Here is a 15,432-nt window from a genome sequence, read left to right on the forward strand (position 1 = left end):
GGGCTATTTGCCGTCGCGCGAATCGCGGATCGACTCGGCCCAGCGCAACAGCTCGGCCACGGCTTCGAAGAAATCGGACGGCAGGTACTCGTCCACTTCCACTTTCTCGTACAGGCCGCGCGCCAGGGTGACGTTGCGCATGATCGGCACGCCGGCTTCCTCGGCGGCCTGGCGGATCAGCGCGGCTTCGTGGTCCTCGCCCTTGGCCACGATCACCGGCAGGTCGTCCTCGCCCTGCTGATAGCGGATGGCGATGGCCAGATGGGTGGGGTTGGTGACCACCACGCTGGCGCTGCGCACGCCGGCCAGGGTGTTCTGCTGCGCCCACTCCTGGTGCAGCTGGCGGCGGCGGCCTTTCACCATCGGGTCGCCTTCGTTGTCCTTGAGCTCCTGCTTGATGTCGCGGCGGCTCATCTTCATTTTCCTGGTGAACGCGTAGCGCTGGTAGAACGCATCCAGCACCGACACGAAGAAGAAAACGAAGATCACCCCGGTCGCCAGGCGCTTCACCGCCACCCAGTGCGCCTCGCCCAGCATTTCCGGCGGCGCCTGCGGCAGCTGCGCGAACTGGCCGATCAGCGCGAACAGCACCCAGGCGAACAGGCCGATCAGCAGGCCGCTCTTGGCGATGGCCTTGATCACCTCCACCAGGTTCTCCTGCGAGAACAGCCGCTTGATGCCCTCGGCCGGATTCATGCGGCTGGCGTCGGGCTTGAGCTTCCTGGGCGCGAACACCGGCCCGACCTGCAGGAATTCCACCATCGCGCCCACCGCCACCGCGCCGAGCAGGAAGGGCAAGGTCAACCACAGGAAGGCTTCCAGCGTGGCCAGCCCCACCGTATGCAGCGCCTGGCCGAATGGCTGATTGAGGCCGGACAGGGTGGTATCGAACAATCCGCTGAGACGAGCGCGGATCAGCGGCATGCCCATCATCACCATCAGCAGCCAGGCCAATACCAGTACGGTGCTGGTCAGCTCGCGGCTCTTGTGGACGTCGCCTTCCTTGCGGGCGTCGCGCAAGCGTTTCGGGGTGGGTTTTTCGGTGCGGTCACCGCTGTCCTTGTTCTGCCCGGCCATGAGTCCGCTCGCGCCTGTGGCGGTCAACCGATGCTACGCCCTGGCGTTGGGCATTCACCGTGACCAGGACGCCAGTGTGGACAGGCCGGCCGCTGCCGACCACCTAGGGATTACCCCAGCTGATTCAGCACCATGCGAGACCTAGACTGATGCCAAGCATCGATTCCACGCCGGGTGCCATGAGCCTTTCCGAACTCCAGCCGCGTCCGCTTGCGCCGTCCCTCGAGGCCGGCGGCCTGCACGCGCTGGCGGGCCAGGCCCTGGCGCAGCGCCTGCCGGCAAGCCACGGCAACCAGCTGCTGGGCCTGGACGTGTGGGCCGGCAGCAGCGCCGCGGAACGCCTGCTGGGCGGCGCCCCGGCCCTGCCCGGCGGCGGTGCGCATCTGGACCAGGTCGTCAGCCACATCCTGGCCCCGCTCGGCTGATCCGGCGCGAGCGCCCGCATGAGCGCCCAGCTGCAACCGCTTGCCGCACCGCTGCTGGAAACCGCGCGGCGGCTGATCGGTGCGCTTCAGCAAGAACCTTCCGTCGAGATGCGCCTGGCGCTGGCCAAGCGCGTGGTGCGCCAGCTCGGCGACGAGGCGTATCCGGTGTTCCTCAAGATCCTGCTGATCGTGGCGGAAAGCGAAGACAGCGCCGCCAAGCAACTGGTGGCCGACCTGCTCGCCGCCGCCGCGCGCCGCATGGATCTGCCCAGCGGCCCCTTGAGCGCCTGGGGCGGCTCCAGCGGCGAAGGCGCCGGCATGAATGCGCACACGCGCCGCCGCCTGCTCGGTCCGATCGAATATCTCACCGTGTGGCATTGCCAGCAGACCCAGCGCCCGATGCTGGAAGAAGCGCTGTACGCCGATGCGGTGCGCAAGCTGCTGGCGCTGTTCGATCTCAATCCCGAACTGCGCGAGCTGTACGCCGGCAAGCTCGGCTCCGATGCCGGCGGCGAACTGGAAGGCACCTACACGCGCGATACGCGCGACATCCTGAGCCGCATGGCGCAGCGCTGGCGCAAGCCGCAGAGCACGCCGGACGAAGTCGTGCGCGCCGCCTTGCGCGGCGATGCGCCGGATACGCCGGTGCCGCCGGGCTGGATCGTGCATCGGCTGTGATCAGGCCTGCGCGGCCGCGGCCTCGCTCACACCCCAATCCGCCGCGGCCAGTTCGAAACGGCGCGCCGCTTTGCCCGCGTATTCGCAAGCGCCGGTTTCACGGAAGCCCAAGCGTTCCAGTACGCGTGCGACCACTTCGTTCTGCGGATGGTGGTAAGCCGCGAGCGCCGGCAAGCCCAGCACCGCAAAGGCCTGCCGGCACAGCAGCCGGCCGCCCTCGATCGCATACCAGCGCCCCCATGCCTGGGCCGTGAGCCGCGCGCCGATTTCGACTTCGCCGGTGGCCTGCACCGGCATCAGCGAGAAGGTGCCGAGAAATTCCCCGCCCATCGAATCGGCGCGCCAGATGCCCAGGCCACGATGCCTGGCGTAGATCTGGTTGACCCAGGCCACCAGGGCGGCGACGTCGATAAAGCGCGTGGGGCAATCGTCCAGCTGGAACTGGCGCACCTGCGGCTGGGCGTATAGACGGCTAAGCCAGGGAATGTCGCCGTAGCTCAGCTGGCGCAAGCGAATGCGGCGGCTGCGCGCGATTTCCACGCCAGCGGCCGGCGCCATGGGCCGCGCCCTGACCTGCCGTTCCGCCGTATCGCTCATGGCCGTGCCCGAAGTCGATGCTTGCGCGACTCTGACGCGCGGCGGCGGCGCTGGCTAGCTGGGGATTTCCCCAGGCCGCTGCATCACAGCGCGACGAAGCCTTGCGGCGTGAGTCTGACCTCGCGCAAATCGACGCCCATTTTCTGCGCGGTACCGTTGACGCCTTCCTGCAGCCTGGCCAGGCTCATCTGATCGCCCTTACGCTGCAATGCGCTGCGCGTGGACGAGGCGATCATCGCGAGATAGCCGAAGGTCTCGGCCATTTCCTGCTTCTGCGCATCCGGCATGGCGACGAAGCGCGGATTGCGCGCCAGCGCCTGCTGCATGTTGCGGCGGACGGCATCGATGCCCGCGCGGTTCTGGCCGATGCTGCCGTTGTTCACCACTTCCCACGACAGCACCAGGTAGGCGGTGAATGCGTCGGCCACGTTATGGCTGTCGTAGCCGTACTGCTGCAGCAGCGCATCGAACTTCGCCAGCAGGCCTTCGCGCAGCAGCGCCTGGCGGTAGCTGTCCGGCTGGCGGCCGCCGAATTGGCGGGCGATGCGGTCGAGCACCGACCTGCTCACGTCCGCCGAGGGCTGGAATTGCAGGGCGGCGAGATTCGCGGCGCCGCCCTGGCTGGATGCGCCGCCGCGATGCGCCGCCTGACCCTGCTTCAGGATCACGTCGCCCATCACGTTGGAGCCGATCACTGCATTGTTGAGCACCATGCCCTGGCCCATGCCCACCGTGGCGCCGGCGTCGTACTGCGCGTGCGCGGTGCACGCCAGCAGCAACAGCAGCAGCGCGAGCGGGGAACGTTTCATGGGCATGGCTCCAGAAAAACAACGCGGGGGCATGGTAGCCCCCGCGTGTGAACAACCGGTGCAGCCGTTCGATCAGTTCTTGCGCGCCAGCGTGGTCAGGCCGTCGCCGATGGTCTTGATCGAGTTGCTGAAGGAGTTGGACAGGATGCCGAACATCTGCGACTGCGCGGAGAACTCGGCGTTGAGCTGCTGGAATACCTGCGCATCGTCCTTGCCGGTGTGCTGCGACATCTGGTTGGTCAGGTCCACCAGGTGCTGCGCCTGCTGGCCGAGCATCTTGCCCATCGCCTTGGCGATCGCCACCAGCCAGCTTTCGCCGAGGCCGTCGGAGTCCTTGTCGGAACCGCCCTTCAGCGCGCGCATCAGCGACTCGTTGTTGATGATGCTGTTGATGTCCTTGGTCATCGCGTCCTGCAGGTCGCTGCGGAAGCGGTCGGCGTCGCCGGTGTAGGCGCCGTTCGGGCCCTGGTGGTTGGCGGCGGCGATCACGTCGCTGGTGGCCTGCGGCAGCGCGCTGTCGTTCCAGCCGCTGAGCGACGCGGTGTCGCCGGTGAACGAGGCATTGAAAGCGTCGCTGGCGAGGGTGCCGCTGGGGCCGAACTGCTGCGTGATGGCGTTGGTGAAGGCCTCATGGGCGATCTGGCGCACCGCCGAGTTGAACACCAGCGAGGAACCGCCGCTGAGCGAGGTAGCCGTGGCGTCCAGGACGGGGTTGGCGATCGAGTTGAAGCTGATTCCGTGCGACATGGCGATTCCTCTGCATCTAGGGGGAAGGATTGGATGGCCGCTCCGCCGCGCCTTGCCGGCGCCGATGGCCTCGCCCCGTGCAGACCGCCTCCGGGCCGTAGGCGAAGTATCCGCAGGCACCGGACAGCGACCAGCTAGGTCGAACCCTAGATAGGGATATCCCCATGAGTGCCGCGCCCAAGGAATCGCAGGCACAAAAAAACCGCGCCTGGCGCGGTTTCCTGACCGTTCGCCGCTGTCGGCGAAGGAATGAATGGTGGCTAGAGGCGGGATCGAACCGCCGACCTCAGCATTATGAGTGCCGCGCTCTAACCATCTGAGCTACCTAGCCACGGTAAGGTCTTTCGCCCGGCGGGCGCGGAAGCACCGGGGCGAGGGCGCGGAAGTTTAGTCGGCCTTAGCCATGGGTTCAAGTCTCCGGTTCAGGCGTCGCTTGCCGGTGCTTCCGGGGCTGTGGTTGAATCGGTCGCGGGAACAAGGTGTTGCCGGCATCAAGGCAAGCGCCTGACCTAGGAGAAGACATGATCGACGTCGATGGCTACCGTCCGAATGTGGGCATCGTGCTGCTGAATACAGACGGCCGCCTGTTCTGGGCGCGCCGCGTCAATCGTGATGGCTGGCAGTTCCCCCAGGGCGGCATGCGCAGCGACGAGACCCCGCTGGAAGCCATGTACCGCGAGCTGGCCGAGGAAACCGGCCTGAACCCCGCCGACGTCGAAGTGATCGGCGCGACCCGCGGCTGGCTGCGCTACAAGCTGCCCAACCGCTATATCCGCCACCACCAGCGCCCCATGTGCATCGGCCAGAAGCAGGTGTGGTTCCTGCTGCGCCTGGTCGGCAGCGAAGAGGCCTTCTGTCTCGATGGCTGTGAGAAACCCGAGTTCGACCACTGGCGCTGGGTGGATTTCTGGTATCCGGCCAACCACGTGGTGAACTTCAAGCGCCAGGTCTACGAGCGGGCGCTGCGCCAGTTCGCGCCCATGGTCGAGACCCTGCTGAGCATCCAGCTCGGCAACCTGCCCCGGCAGGAAGAGACCGAGCGGCCGGGCGGCGGTCCGGGCTGCCAGGCTGCCTGACTACCTGGCCCGGGCATCCGGGCACGTAAGTTGACAATCATTCGCATTTGCGTTCCCATACGCCACATGTACATCTGCATGTGCAACGCCGTTACCGACCATGACATCCGCCGCGCCGCGGCCGATGGCGTGCATACCTTTGCCGAGCTGCAGGCCCGCACCGGCTGCTCGGATTGCTGCGGCTGCTGCGAGCAGGAAGCGCGCGCCACGCTCGGCAAGGCGGTGGAGCAGGTGCTGCTCCAGCTGCCCATCGTCACCGCTTAATACCGTCCCCACGGCTATGTTGGCGCCCGCGGTTCGCCGCGGGCGCTTTCGTGTGAGCGAAGCATTCCTATTTGCGTTCCATCATGGCGCGGCACGGACCCGTATAGTCGCCAGCTGCAGCGATCAGGAGACAACACCATGAAGGGCGACACCAAGGTCATCGAGTTCCTCAACAAGGTGCTCTACAACGAGCTCACCGCGATCAACCAGTACTTCCTGCATTACCGCATGTTCAAGGACTGGGGCTACGGCGAACTCGCCGAGCACGAGTACAAGGAATCGATCGAGGAAATGAAGCACGCCGACCACCTGATCGAGCGCATCCTGTTCCTCGAAGGCCTGCCCAACCTGCAGCACCTGGGCAAGCTGCGCATCGGCGAGAACGTGCTCGAATGCATCCAGGGCGACCTGGACCTGGAAATGGCCGCGGTGAAGGACCTGCGCGAAGCCATCGCCTACAGCGAAGGCATCGCCGACTACGTCAGCCGCGACATGTTCAAGGGCATCCTGCACGACGAGGAAGAACACATCGACTGGCTGGAAACCCAGCAGAGCCTGATCAAGGACATCGGCGCGGAGCGCTACCTGCAGAGCAAGATGTCCAGCTGATCCGTGACGATCCGGACATAAACGTCCCGGAATTATCGCGAAATGCAGGGAATGGCCGCCGAAGCGTGCGGCCGTTCCTTGACGCTCTTGTCACGCCGCGGCTATACCGTGTTTTTTCCCGGGAAGGCCCCGCATGGCTTCACGTCCACCACCGCGCTTCGTCGTGCGACCGCACGATATGGCCGGCCAGCGCCGCCGCTGGATCTGGCTGGGCGTGGCGTGGTTCGCCAGCGTGCTGCTGGTGGCCCTGGTCACCGGCCTGCTGGTCGGGCATGGCACGCCCGCGGCCAGCGAGCACCGCCAGGTGCAGGCGCTGAGCCGGGAGAACGACGACCTCAAGCAGCAGGTCACCAACCAGCTGCGCGCCGCCCAGGTCAACGACATCGCCAACCGCTCGCTGCGCACCACGCTGGCCGAGCGCGAAGAGGAAATCAGCGGCCTGCGCGCCGACCTCGACTTCTACGGCCGCCTGGTCGGCGGCGACGCCCAGCGCGGCGGCCTGCGCATCCAGAGCGTGCGGGTGCAGCCGATCGAAGGCACCCAGGGCTGGAACCTCACCGTCTCGCTCACCCAGAACGCCAAGCGCGGCGAAGACACCAGCGGCACCGCCACGCTCAGCGTGGAAGGCCTGCGCGGCGACAAGGTGGTGCGGCTGGACTGGGCCGCGCTCGGCGACACCGCGCAGAAGGACGGCCTGCCGTTTCGCCTCAAGTATTTCCAGGAACTGCACGCCACCATCGTGCTGCCGGCGGATTTCCGCCCCAATCGCGTGTACGTCAGCGCGCAGCCCGCGGGCGACGATGCGGTCAGCCGCACGGTCGCCTGGACCGATGCCGTCGGCGGCACTCTCACCAAACCAGGGGATTCCCATGCTCAACCGTAAGCAGCGCACCGAGCGCACCAGCAGCAGCACCTCCCACGACACCAGCCTGATCGCCCGCGGCACGGTGATCCAGGGCGACCTGCGCTTCAATGGCGCGCTGCACCTGGACGGCCGCATCGAAGGCGCCGTGCTGGGCGAAGGCCCGGATGCCGTGTTCACCTTGAGCGAATCGGGCCAGGTGCACGGCGACATCCGCGTGCCCCACGCCATCATCAACGGCCAGGTGCAGGGCGACATCCACATCGAGGAGCGCCTGGAACTGGCGCCGCAGGCGCGCATCCACGGCGACGTGCACTACAAGACCCTGGAAATGGCCGCTGGCGCCCAGGTCAACGGCCGCATGTCGCACCGCACCGGCGAGGCCCCGCGCGAGCTGCCGTCGCCGGAAGAACTGGGCGAACCCGTTCCCGCCTGAGGCCGGCCCGAAACGCGGTATCCTTGCGCATCGCCCGCCGCAGCCCCATGTGATCGCGATGGATACCGTCGTTCCCTTCCCCACCGTTCCCGACTACCGCAGCGCCGGCGCACCGCTGGTGTTCACCGAGGCCGCCGCGCACAAGGTGCGCGAGCTGATCCAGGAAGAAGGCAATCCTTCGCTGAAGCTGCGCGTCTACATCACCGGCGGCGGCTGCTCGGGCTTCCAGTACGGCTTCACCTTCGACGAGGCCCAGGCCGAGGACGACTTCGCGCTGGAGCGCGAGGGGGTCACCCTGCTGGTGGATCCGCTCTCGCTGCAATATCTCACCGGCGCCGAGATCGACTACGCGGAAAACCTCAGCGGCTCGCAGTTCGTGATCCGCAATCCCAACGCCAAGACCACCTGCGGCTGCGGCTCCTCCTTCTCCGCCTAAAGGCCTCCCGGGCATGGACAGCAAGACCTTGCCGCGGCCCAACACCTTCGCCGGCCTCAGCCTGATCCTGGACCGCGTCGCCGAGCGGCGCGAGGAACTGGCCTGGGTGGCCGAACAGGGCGCCTCGCCCGAAGCGCGCTACCTGCTGCTGGACGGCCTGGGCGAAACCTATCTGCGCAAGGACGGCGAAGCGCTGCGCTGGCTCGATGCCGCCGAGCGCGCCAGCCTGCTCGGCGACATCGACGCCAGCCTGCTCGGCTTCGCCGACGACCGTCCGCACTTCGTGCTGGCGCTGGACGACGCCGAACGCGCCGCCGCGCTGGAAATCCCGCTCGACGCCCGCCGCGCCAACCTGCGCGATGCCGGCCTGCGCCTGCCCGCCGACGAGGCCGGCCTGTTCGCCTACGCCAAGGGCCTGGCGCACTGGCAGCGCGAGACGCGCTACTGCGCGCGCTGCGGCGCGCCGCTGGTGCTGGTCGCTTCCGGCCATCGCGCGCAATGCACCAACGCCGACTGCGGCCGCCTGCACTTCCCGCGCACCGACGCGGCGATCATCGTGCTGGTGGAACACGAAGGCGCCTGCCTGCTCGGCCGCCAGGCCGGCTGGCCGCCGGGGCGCTATTCCACCCTGGCCGGCTTCGTCGAACCCGGCGAGGCGCTGGAAGACGCGGTGCGCCGCGAAGTCGCCGAGGAATCCGGCGTGGTGGTGGGCGAGGTGCATTACCACTCCTCGCAGCCGTGGCCGCTGCCGGCCTCGCTGATGGTCGGCTTCATGGCCAAGGCAGTGTCGCCGGCGATCCGCCTGCGCGACGACGAACTCGAAGACGCCCGCTGGTTCACCCCGCGGCAGATCGTGGACGGCCTCAACGACGGCAGCTTCCTGCCGTCGCCGCGCCTGTCGGTGTCGTACCACCTGCTCGCGCATTGGCTGCAGTGGCGCGCGGGGCTGGACCTCGACACGCTGGTCGAACAGGCGCACGCGGCGCGGACCACGCCGGCGCGCTGAAGCCGCGCATCACCAACGACGTATAAAGAAAGGCCTGCCCGCCAGGCGCACGGCTGTCGCACGCTCCTCGCTACAATGCGGCCAACGCAAGGGAGTCCCACCGATGGCCGTCAGCCTGCTCACCGCTCTTATCGCCCTCGGCCTGCTGCATCTGCAGCCGGCGCTCGCGCACTGGCGCGGCGACGGCGGCTTCCGGCGCTGGGTGGCGCAGCTGGGCGACGCCAGCGGCGCCGGCCGCACGGTGATCGCGCTGGCCGTGCCAGTGGTGCTGTGCCTGCTGGCGATCTGGCTGATCAGCCTGCTGCCGATGCGCGACCTGGTGCTGCTGGTGTTCTCGCTCGCGGTGCTGCTGTACTGCTTCGGGCCGCATGCCTACGAAGCGGATCTGGAAGCGATCCTCAAGGCGCCGGACGGCGTCAGCCGCCAGGCCGCCGTGCAGGCGCTGTCGGACGAGGGCGAACCGATCGCCTGGAACGCCGTCGCGGTCGGCGAAGCCGTCGCCTACGCCGCGCTGCGCCGCCGCTTCGGCGTGCTGTTCTGGTTCTTCGTGCTCGGCCCGGCCGGCGCGCTGCTGTACCGGCTGGCGCAGACGCTGCGCAGCGACGCCACCCTGCGCCTGGACACCGACGCGCAATCCATGGCCCGCCGCATCGCCCACGGCCTGGACTGGGTGCCCGCGCAGCTGATGGTGTTCACCCTGGCCCTGGTCGGCCACTGGGACGCGGTGATCGGCGCCTGGCGCCAGTGGCACCAGCAGGCCATTCCCGGCAGCTGGCTGCGCGAAGGCCCCGGCTTTCTGGGCGCCGCCGCGCGTGCCGATATCGAGGTGGATATCGAAGCCGGCGACGGCTATGCCGAGGAACGCATCGACGTGCTCGGCGAACTGCGCCGCCTGCGCGGCGCGCTGCTGCGCGCGCTGCTGGCGTGGATGAGCGTGGTGGCGCTGATCGTGCTGGCCGGCTGGCTGCACTGAGCCGCCGGCTCGCGCTTCAGGCCTTGTCGCCGCGCAGTTCGCGCACCCGCGCTTCCAGCACCGACAGCTGCGCCTCGGCGGGCGCAAGCGGTTCGCCGATCACCAGCTCCACCCGCGCACGGAAACGCCGCGGCAGCCGCGCGCGCCGCAGCATGTTGTCGCGCCGGCTCCACACGCTGCCCCACAGTCCACGCAGCGCCATCGGCACCACCGGCACCGGACGCTGCTGCAGGATGTGCGCGACGCCGGGACGGAACGTCGCCACCTCGCCATCCTTGGTCAGCCCGCCCTCCGGAAAGATGCACACCACTTCGCCGTCGGCGAGCGCCGCATCCACTTCCTCGTACGCCTTGCGCAGCACCTCGGGGTCTTCCTTCTGCCCCGCGATCGGAATCGCCTTCGCCGTGCGGAACACGAAGTTGAGCAGCGGGATGTTGAAGATCTTGTAGTACATGACGAAGCGCGCCGGCCGGCGCAGGTTCGCCATCAGCAGCAGCGGATCCATGAAGCTCACGTGGTTGCACACCAGCAGCACCGGGCCTTCTTCCGGAATGTGCTGCGTGCCGTCCACGCGCACCCGGTACAGCGTGTTCACCAGCACCCAGGTGATGAACCGCATCAGGAACTCGGGCACCAGGGTGAAGATGTACACCGCCACCGCGATGTTCAGCAACGCCGTCGCCAGGAAGATCTGCGCCGGCGTCAGCCCCGCCGCGCCCAACCCCAGGCCGAAGCCGGAAGCGACGCAGATCCACAGCGCATTGAGAATGTTGTTGCCCGCGATGATGCGCGACAGCTGCTCGCGCGGCGCGCGGCTCTGCACGAAGGCGAACAGCGGCACCACGTAGAAGCCGGCGAACATGCCCACCAGGGTGAGGTCCAGCGCGATGCGCCAGCTGCCGGGCGAATGCAGGAAGGCCGTCCAGTCCAGCCCATGCATCGGCGCCAGGCCGGAGCGCGCGAAGTACAGGTCCACGCCGAACACGGTCAGGCCGAACGCGCCCAGCGGCACCAGGCCCACCTCCACGCGGCGCCCGGACATGCGCTCGCACAGCAGCGAACCGATGCCCGTGCCGATCGAGAACAGCGTCAGCACCAGCGTGTTCACCGAGCCGTCGCCGCCCAGGTTCAACCGCGTGTAGTTCGGCAGCTGCGAGATCAGCACCGTGCCGAAGAACCAGAACCAGGAAATGCCCAGCACCGCGTTGAACACCGCGCGGTCGGCACGGGTCAGCTTCAGCACCTTCACCGTCTCGGTGTACGGATTCCAGCTGAAACGCAGGTCCGGCGCGGTGGCCGGCGCCGACGGAATCTGCCGCGAGGCGAAGTAGCCGATGCACGCCACCAGGATGGTCAGCGACGAAGCCGCCACCGGCCCGAAGCCCACGATCAGCATCAGCGCGTTGCCGGCGATCATGCCGACCAGCATCGCCAGCTGCGTGCCCATTTCCACCAGGCCGTTGCCGCCGACCAGCTCCTGAGGCTTGAGCGCCTGCGGCAGGATCGCGTACTTGATCGGCCCGAACACGGTCGAGTGCAGCCCCATCAGGAACAGCACCACCAGCAGCAGCGACACGTGATGCGTATAGAAGCCGATCGCCGCCAGCAGCATCGCGCCGATCTCGAACAGCTTGACGAAGCGGATGATGCGCGTCTTCTCGTACTTCTCCGCCAGCTGCCCCGCCGTGGCCGAGAACAGGAAGTACGGCAGGATGAACAGCGCCGGCGCCAGGCTGGTGTAAAGCGACACCGTGCGGTCGTCCAGCCCCATCTGGAACGCCACCAGCATGACCATGGCATTGCGGAACGCGTTGTCGTTGAACGCGCCCAGCGCCTGGGTCCAGAAGAACGGCGCGAAGCGGCGGCTGCCCAGCAGGGAAAACTGGCTCATGCAGGTCCTTGGCGTCAGAGCGGTGCGGCATAGCCTAGCCGGAAACCCGGCGGCGCCGGTGGCTACCCTCGCCGCGGCGTATCGGCAAAGATGCGGCAACGAACCGGGGGCGATCGATGAGCGATTCGAAGGACAGGCGTGCGGCGCCTGCGGGCCGGCGCTGACATGCTGGAAGCCATCCTGCAGATCCTGGGCGAACTGCTGTTGCAGCTGTTCGCCGAAACGCTGGCGGAGCTGGGTTTCCACGCCGTGCGCGAACCCTTCCGCCGGCGCCCGCATCCCGTCGTGGCGGTGATCGGGATGCTCCTGCTGGGCGGCCTGGCCGGCGGCTTGAGCCTGCTGGTCATGCCGGGCCACCTGGCGCACACCCAAACGCAGCGCCTGGCCAGCCTGGTGCTGGTGCCCGTCCTCGCCGGCGGCGCGATGATGCTGTTCGGTTACTGGCGCCAGCGCCGCGGCGATGCGCCGCTGCGCATCGACCGGTTCGCCTATGGCTACGTGTTCGCGCTGGCGATGGCGCTGGTGCGCTACTACCTCGCGCACTGAGCGGCGTAGGTTGGGGTGAGCCAGAGGCGAACCCCAACGGTTCGATGAGCCTGGCCATGTTGGGGTTCGCCTTTGGCTCACCCCAACCTACACGCTCAGCGGTGCAGCGCGCGGTGCGCGATGTCGCGCCGGCAGAACGCGCCGTCGAAATGCACCTTCGACACCGCCGCATAAGCCTGCTCGCGCGCCGCCGCGATGTCCTTGCCCAGCGCGCATACCGTCAGCACGCGGCCGCCGGCCGTCACCGGCTGGCCTTGCGCATCGAGCTTCGTGCCTGCGTGGAAAACCTTGGCGTCCGGACCGGACACGGCATCCAGCCCGGTGATCGCATCGCCGCTGCGCACCTTGCCCGGATAGCCGCCCGCGGCCATCACCACGCCGATCGAAGGGCGCGGGTCCCAATGCGCGGTGGTGTGGCGCAGCTCGCCGTCCAGCGCGGCTTCGATCAGCTCGACCAGGTCGGACTTCAGCCGCAGCATGATCGGCTGCGTTTCCGGGTCGCCGAAGCGCACGTTGAATTCGATCACCTTCGGCGCGCCGCTCTGGTCGATCATCAGGCCGGCATAGAGGAAGCCGATGAACGGCGCGCCCTCGGCGGCCATGCCGTGCAGGGTCGGCTCGATCACTTCCTTGAGGATGCGGCGCTCCACCTCCGGCGTCACCACCGGCGCGGGCGAGTACGCGCCCATGCCGCCGGTATTGGGGCCGAGGTCGCCCTCGTCGCGGCGCTTGTGGTCCTGGCTGCTGGCCATGGGCAGGGCGTGGCTGCCGTCGCTCATCACGATGTAGCTGGCTTCCTCGCCGTCGAGGAATTCCTCGATCACCACGCGCGCCGAAGCATCGCCGAAGCTGTGCGCGCCGAGCATGTCGTGCAGCGCGAGTTCGGCGTCGGCCAGCGTGAGCGCCACCACTACGCCCTTGCCGGCGGCCAGGCCGTCGGCCTTGATCACGATCGGCGCGCCGTGCTTGCGCACATAGGCCAGCGCCGGTTCCAGCTGGGTGAACACCGCGTAGCGCGCGGTGGGAATGTTGTGGCGGAGCAGGAAATCCTTGGCGAAGGCCTTGGAGCCTTCCAGCTGCGCGGCGACCGCGCGCGGCCCGAAGATGCGCAGGCCGGCGGCGCGGAACTTGTCGACCACGCCGGCCACCAGCGGCACTTCGGGGCCGACCACGGTCAGCTCGACTTTCTCCTCGCGCGCCAGCTTGAGCAGGCCGTCCAGGTCGGTCACCGCCACGTCCGCGTTGCGCAGGCCGCGCTCGCGCGCCGTGCCGGCGTTGCCGGGCGCGACGATCACCTCGCTCACGCGCGGCGACTGCTTGAGCTTCCACGCCAGCGCGTGTTCGCGACCGCCGTTGCCGATGACCAGAACTTTCATGCCTTGCTCCACTACGAAGGGATGCGCCTGCACGGCGCAGCGCGACATTGTAGCGGGCGGGACCGCCCAGGCGGCCCTCAGCGGCCGATCAGCTCCATCAGCGCGCTGCGCGGCAGCTTGCCGGTCTCGTTGCGCGGCAGCGCGTCGACCAGGCGCAGCGGGCGCGGCAGGAACACCGGTTCCACCGAGCCGCGCAGGGCTTCCAGGATGCCGTGCTCGTCCAGCCCCGGCGCCACCGCCAGGGCGGCGATGCGCTTGACGCCGATGGCGTCGCCGTCGAGCTGGAACACCACGCCGTCGCGCACGCCCGGCACCGCCAGCAGGCGGCGGGTGAGATCGCCCAGCGAAGCGCGCTTGCCGGCGATTTCCAACAGGTCCGCATGGCGGCCGCACAGGCGGAAGCGGCGACCCTCGTCCTGCAGGGCGACGATGTCGGCCAGGGCGATCGGCTGGTCCAGCTGCGGCGCGTCGACCAGGGTGCCGTCCGGCTGCGGATGCAGGCGCACGCCGTCGTACAGCGTCCAGGGCTCGTCCGCGGCGGCGCGGCGCGAGGCGATCACGCAGGTTTCGGTGGAGCCGAACACTTCCAGCAGCGGCGCGCCGAAGCGCTGTTCCGCGGCGGCGGCCAGCTCCGCCGGCATCGGCGCGGTGGCCGACATCATGGCGGCGATCGGCGGCAACGCGACGCCGGATTCGATCAGGGCGCGCAGATGGATCGGCGTGATCACCAGCACGCGCGGGCCGCGCGTCTGCGCCAGCGCGTCGGCCACGTCGGCCGGGAAGAACGGCCGCGCCGCATGCACGCCCACGTCGCCCAGCAGCGGCAGCAGCACCGAGGCCTCCATGCCGTACATGTGCTGCGGCGGCACCGTGGCCACCACGTCGAAACGCGGGCCGACGACGGCGCGCAGCGCGCGCATGTTGCCGGCGTTGCTGGCGTGGAAGCTGCGCCAGGTCTTCGGGTAGGCCTTCGGCACGCCGGTGGAACCGGAGGTGTAGCCGATCGCCACCACCTGCTCGGCCGGAATCAGCGGCGCCGGCGTTTCGCCGTCGGCGGCGGGCGCGTCCAGCACGGGCATCAGGCGGTAGCCGGGCGGTGGGGCATCCAGCGCCAGTTCGCCCAGCGCGTAGCTGCCCGGGTGCGCCGCCATCACTTCCATCACCGCCTGCGGCTGGCGCGAGGACGGCAGCAGGTTGGCCTGGCCGCGCAGCGCGATGGCGCAGAACGCGACCAGGAAGGCGTAGCGGTCATCGCACAAGTTCACCGCCGCGGTGGCGGTGGGCAGCCCGGCCGCCACCTGCTGCACGTGCGCCAGGAACTGCGCGGCGCTCACCGCCCCGGCGCCGCGCCAGGCCACCGTGCGCGCCGCATGGCCGGCCACCAGCAGCGGCAGGCCGGTGCTGGCCGGATCGTGGCGGTAGCTGTCGTAGACAATGGCCAAGCGGTGTTCTCCCCGTACTGTTCACCGGCAACGCATCCATGGAGCCGCCCCGGAAAACCGGGCCGACGGAATGGATCGCGGATTGGGCCCGGCGAGGCTCTTCCCATCCTCGCGACCGCCGCTGAATACCTCCCCACTGGCGCCGGTAGCGTCCAGAGCGTATTCAGGCGGGCCGGCGAGCC

At 68.7% G+C, this 15,432-nt stretch carries 18 protein-coding genes and 1 tRNA gene; 11 read left to right on the forward strand and 8 right to left on the reverse strand.

All coding sequences use genetic code 11. The annotated features are described in order from the left end of the window. Positions 1-3: 3 nt before the first annotated feature. On the reverse strand, positions 4-1,077 hold the full coding sequence (sctU, locus tag FHW85_RS12095) for a type III secretion system export apparatus subunit SctU (protein WP_168648381.1): 1,074 nt from the start codon (positions 1,075-1,077) through the stop codon (positions 4-6). A gap of 179 nt (positions 1,078-1,256) precedes the next feature. Here sctU and FHW85_RS12100 point away from each other — a divergent pair, with 179 nt between their 5' ends. Together FHW85_RS12100 and FHW85_RS12105 are read left to right on the forward strand one after the other, a co-directional pair. Next, a complete protein-coding gene (locus FHW85_RS12100; RefSeq protein ID WP_168648382.1) occupies positions 1,257-1,502 on the forward strand; it encodes a hypothetical protein in 246 nt (81 codons plus the stop codon). Positions 1,503-1,520: 18 nt separating this feature from the next. Further along, a complete protein-coding gene (locus FHW85_RS12105) occupies positions 1,521-2,180 on the forward strand; it encodes a hypothetical protein (protein ID WP_168648383.1) in 660 nt (219 codons plus the stop codon). Here FHW85_RS12105 and FHW85_RS12110 read toward each other — a convergent pair whose 3' ends face one another. The 4 genes from FHW85_RS12110 to FHW85_RS12125 all read right to left on the reverse strand — a co-directional run bounded on the left by FHW85_RS12110 (position 2,181) and on the right by FHW85_RS12125 (position 4,664). Then, complete coding sequence (locus tag FHW85_RS12110; protein WP_168648384.1) at positions 2,181-2,738, reverse strand: GNAT family N-acetyltransferase; 558 nt, start codon at positions 2,736-2,738, stop codon at positions 2,181-2,183. A gap of 122 nt (positions 2,739-2,860) precedes the next feature. Further along, positions 2,861-3,586 (reverse strand): DUF6683 family protein, encoded by a 726-nt coding sequence (locus tag FHW85_RS12115; protein ID WP_168648385.1) that lies wholly within the window; start codon positions 3,584-3,586, stop codon positions 2,861-2,863. A gap of 72 nt (positions 3,587-3,658) precedes the next feature. Then, entirely contained in the window at positions 3,659-4,333 is a 675-nt protein-coding gene (locus FHW85_RS12120; protein WP_167253231.1) for a hypothetical protein, read from the reverse strand. A 254-nt stretch (positions 4,334-4,587) separates the two neighbouring features. Beyond that, a tRNA-Met gene (locus tag FHW85_RS12125) sits at positions 4,588-4,664 on the reverse strand. A 190-nt stretch (positions 4,665-4,854) separates the two neighbouring features. On the opposite strand from FHW85_RS12125, the gene FHW85_RS12130 reads away from it, so the two are divergent. The 8 genes from FHW85_RS12130 (at position 4,855) to ampE (ending at position 9,995) form a co-directional block, all read left to right on the forward strand. After that, a complete protein-coding gene (locus FHW85_RS12130; protein WP_168648386.1) occupies positions 4,855-5,409 on the forward strand; it encodes an RNA pyrophosphohydrolase in 555 nt (184 codons plus the stop codon). Positions 5,410-5,475: 66 nt separating this feature from the next. Further along, positions 5,476-5,673 (forward strand): (2Fe-2S)-binding protein, encoded by a 198-nt coding sequence (locus FHW85_RS12135; protein ID WP_167253227.1) that lies wholly within the window; start codon positions 5,476-5,478, stop codon positions 5,671-5,673. A gap of 138 nt (positions 5,674-5,811) precedes the next feature. Then, a complete protein-coding gene (gene bfr / locus FHW85_RS12140; protein WP_167253226.1) occupies positions 5,812-6,282 on the forward strand; it encodes a bacterioferritin in 471 nt (156 codons plus the stop codon). Positions 6,283-6,415: 133 nt separating this feature from the next. Continuing rightward, complete coding sequence (locus tag FHW85_RS12145; protein ID WP_167253224.1) at positions 6,416-7,165, forward strand: DUF6776 family protein; 750 nt, start codon at positions 6,416-6,418, stop codon at positions 7,163-7,165. Continuing rightward, positions 7,152-7,580 (forward strand): polymer-forming cytoskeletal protein, encoded by a 429-nt coding sequence (locus FHW85_RS12150; protein WP_167253222.1) that lies wholly within the window; start codon positions 7,152-7,154, stop codon positions 7,578-7,580. The genes FHW85_RS12145 and FHW85_RS12150 overlap by 14 nt, the downstream gene beginning before the upstream one ends. Before the next feature lie 58 nt (positions 7,581-7,638). Continuing rightward, positions 7,639-8,016: an iron-sulfur cluster insertion protein ErpA gene (gene erpA / locus FHW85_RS12155; protein ID WP_167253220.1), complete on the forward strand. Its 378-nt coding sequence runs from the start codon at positions 7,639-7,641 to the stop codon at positions 8,014-8,016. A 13-nt stretch (positions 8,017-8,029) separates the two neighbouring features. Then, positions 8,030-9,022: an NAD(+) diphosphatase gene (gene nudC, locus FHW85_RS12160; RefSeq protein ID WP_168648387.1), complete on the forward strand. Its 993-nt coding sequence runs from the start codon at positions 8,030-8,032 to the stop codon at positions 9,020-9,022. A 103-nt stretch (positions 9,023-9,125) separates the two neighbouring features. Continuing rightward, complete coding sequence (gene ampE / locus FHW85_RS12165) at positions 9,126-9,995, forward strand: regulatory signaling modulator protein AmpE (protein WP_167253216.1); 870 nt, start codon at positions 9,126-9,128, stop codon at positions 9,993-9,995. A gap of 16 nt (positions 9,996-10,011) precedes the next feature. Here the strand turns inward: ampE and FHW85_RS12170 are convergent, their stop codons facing one another. Beyond that, complete coding sequence (locus FHW85_RS12170; RefSeq protein WP_168648388.1) at positions 10,012-11,886, reverse strand: MFS transporter; 1,875 nt, start codon at positions 11,884-11,886, stop codon at positions 10,012-10,014. A 165-nt stretch (positions 11,887-12,051) separates the two neighbouring features. Between FHW85_RS12170 and FHW85_RS12175 the strand changes: the two genes are divergently transcribed. Next, positions 12,052-12,432, forward strand: coding sequence for a hypothetical protein (locus tag FHW85_RS12175; RefSeq protein WP_168648389.1), 381 nt, complete (start codon positions 12,052-12,054; stop codon positions 12,430-12,432). A gap of 95 nt (positions 12,433-12,527) precedes the next feature. Here the strand turns inward: FHW85_RS12175 and purD are convergent, their stop codons facing one another. Then, complete coding sequence (gene purD / locus FHW85_RS12180; RefSeq protein WP_167253212.1) at positions 12,528-13,808, reverse strand: phosphoribosylamine--glycine ligase; 1,281 nt, start codon at positions 13,806-13,808, stop codon at positions 12,528-12,530. 77 nt (positions 13,809-13,885) lie between these two features. Further along, the gene (locus tag FHW85_RS12185) at positions 13,886-15,250 is read right to left on the reverse strand and encodes an AMP-binding protein (protein WP_168648390.1); all 1,365 of its coding nucleotides are present in this window, start codon (positions 15,248-15,250) and stop codon (positions 13,886-13,888) included. Positions 15,251-15,432 lie beyond the last annotated feature (182 nt).

This window comes from Dyella sp. SG609 (assembly GCF_012275375.1).
GTDB lineage: Bacteria > Pseudomonadota > Gammaproteobacteria > Xanthomonadales > Rhodanobacteraceae > Dyella_D > Dyella_D marensis.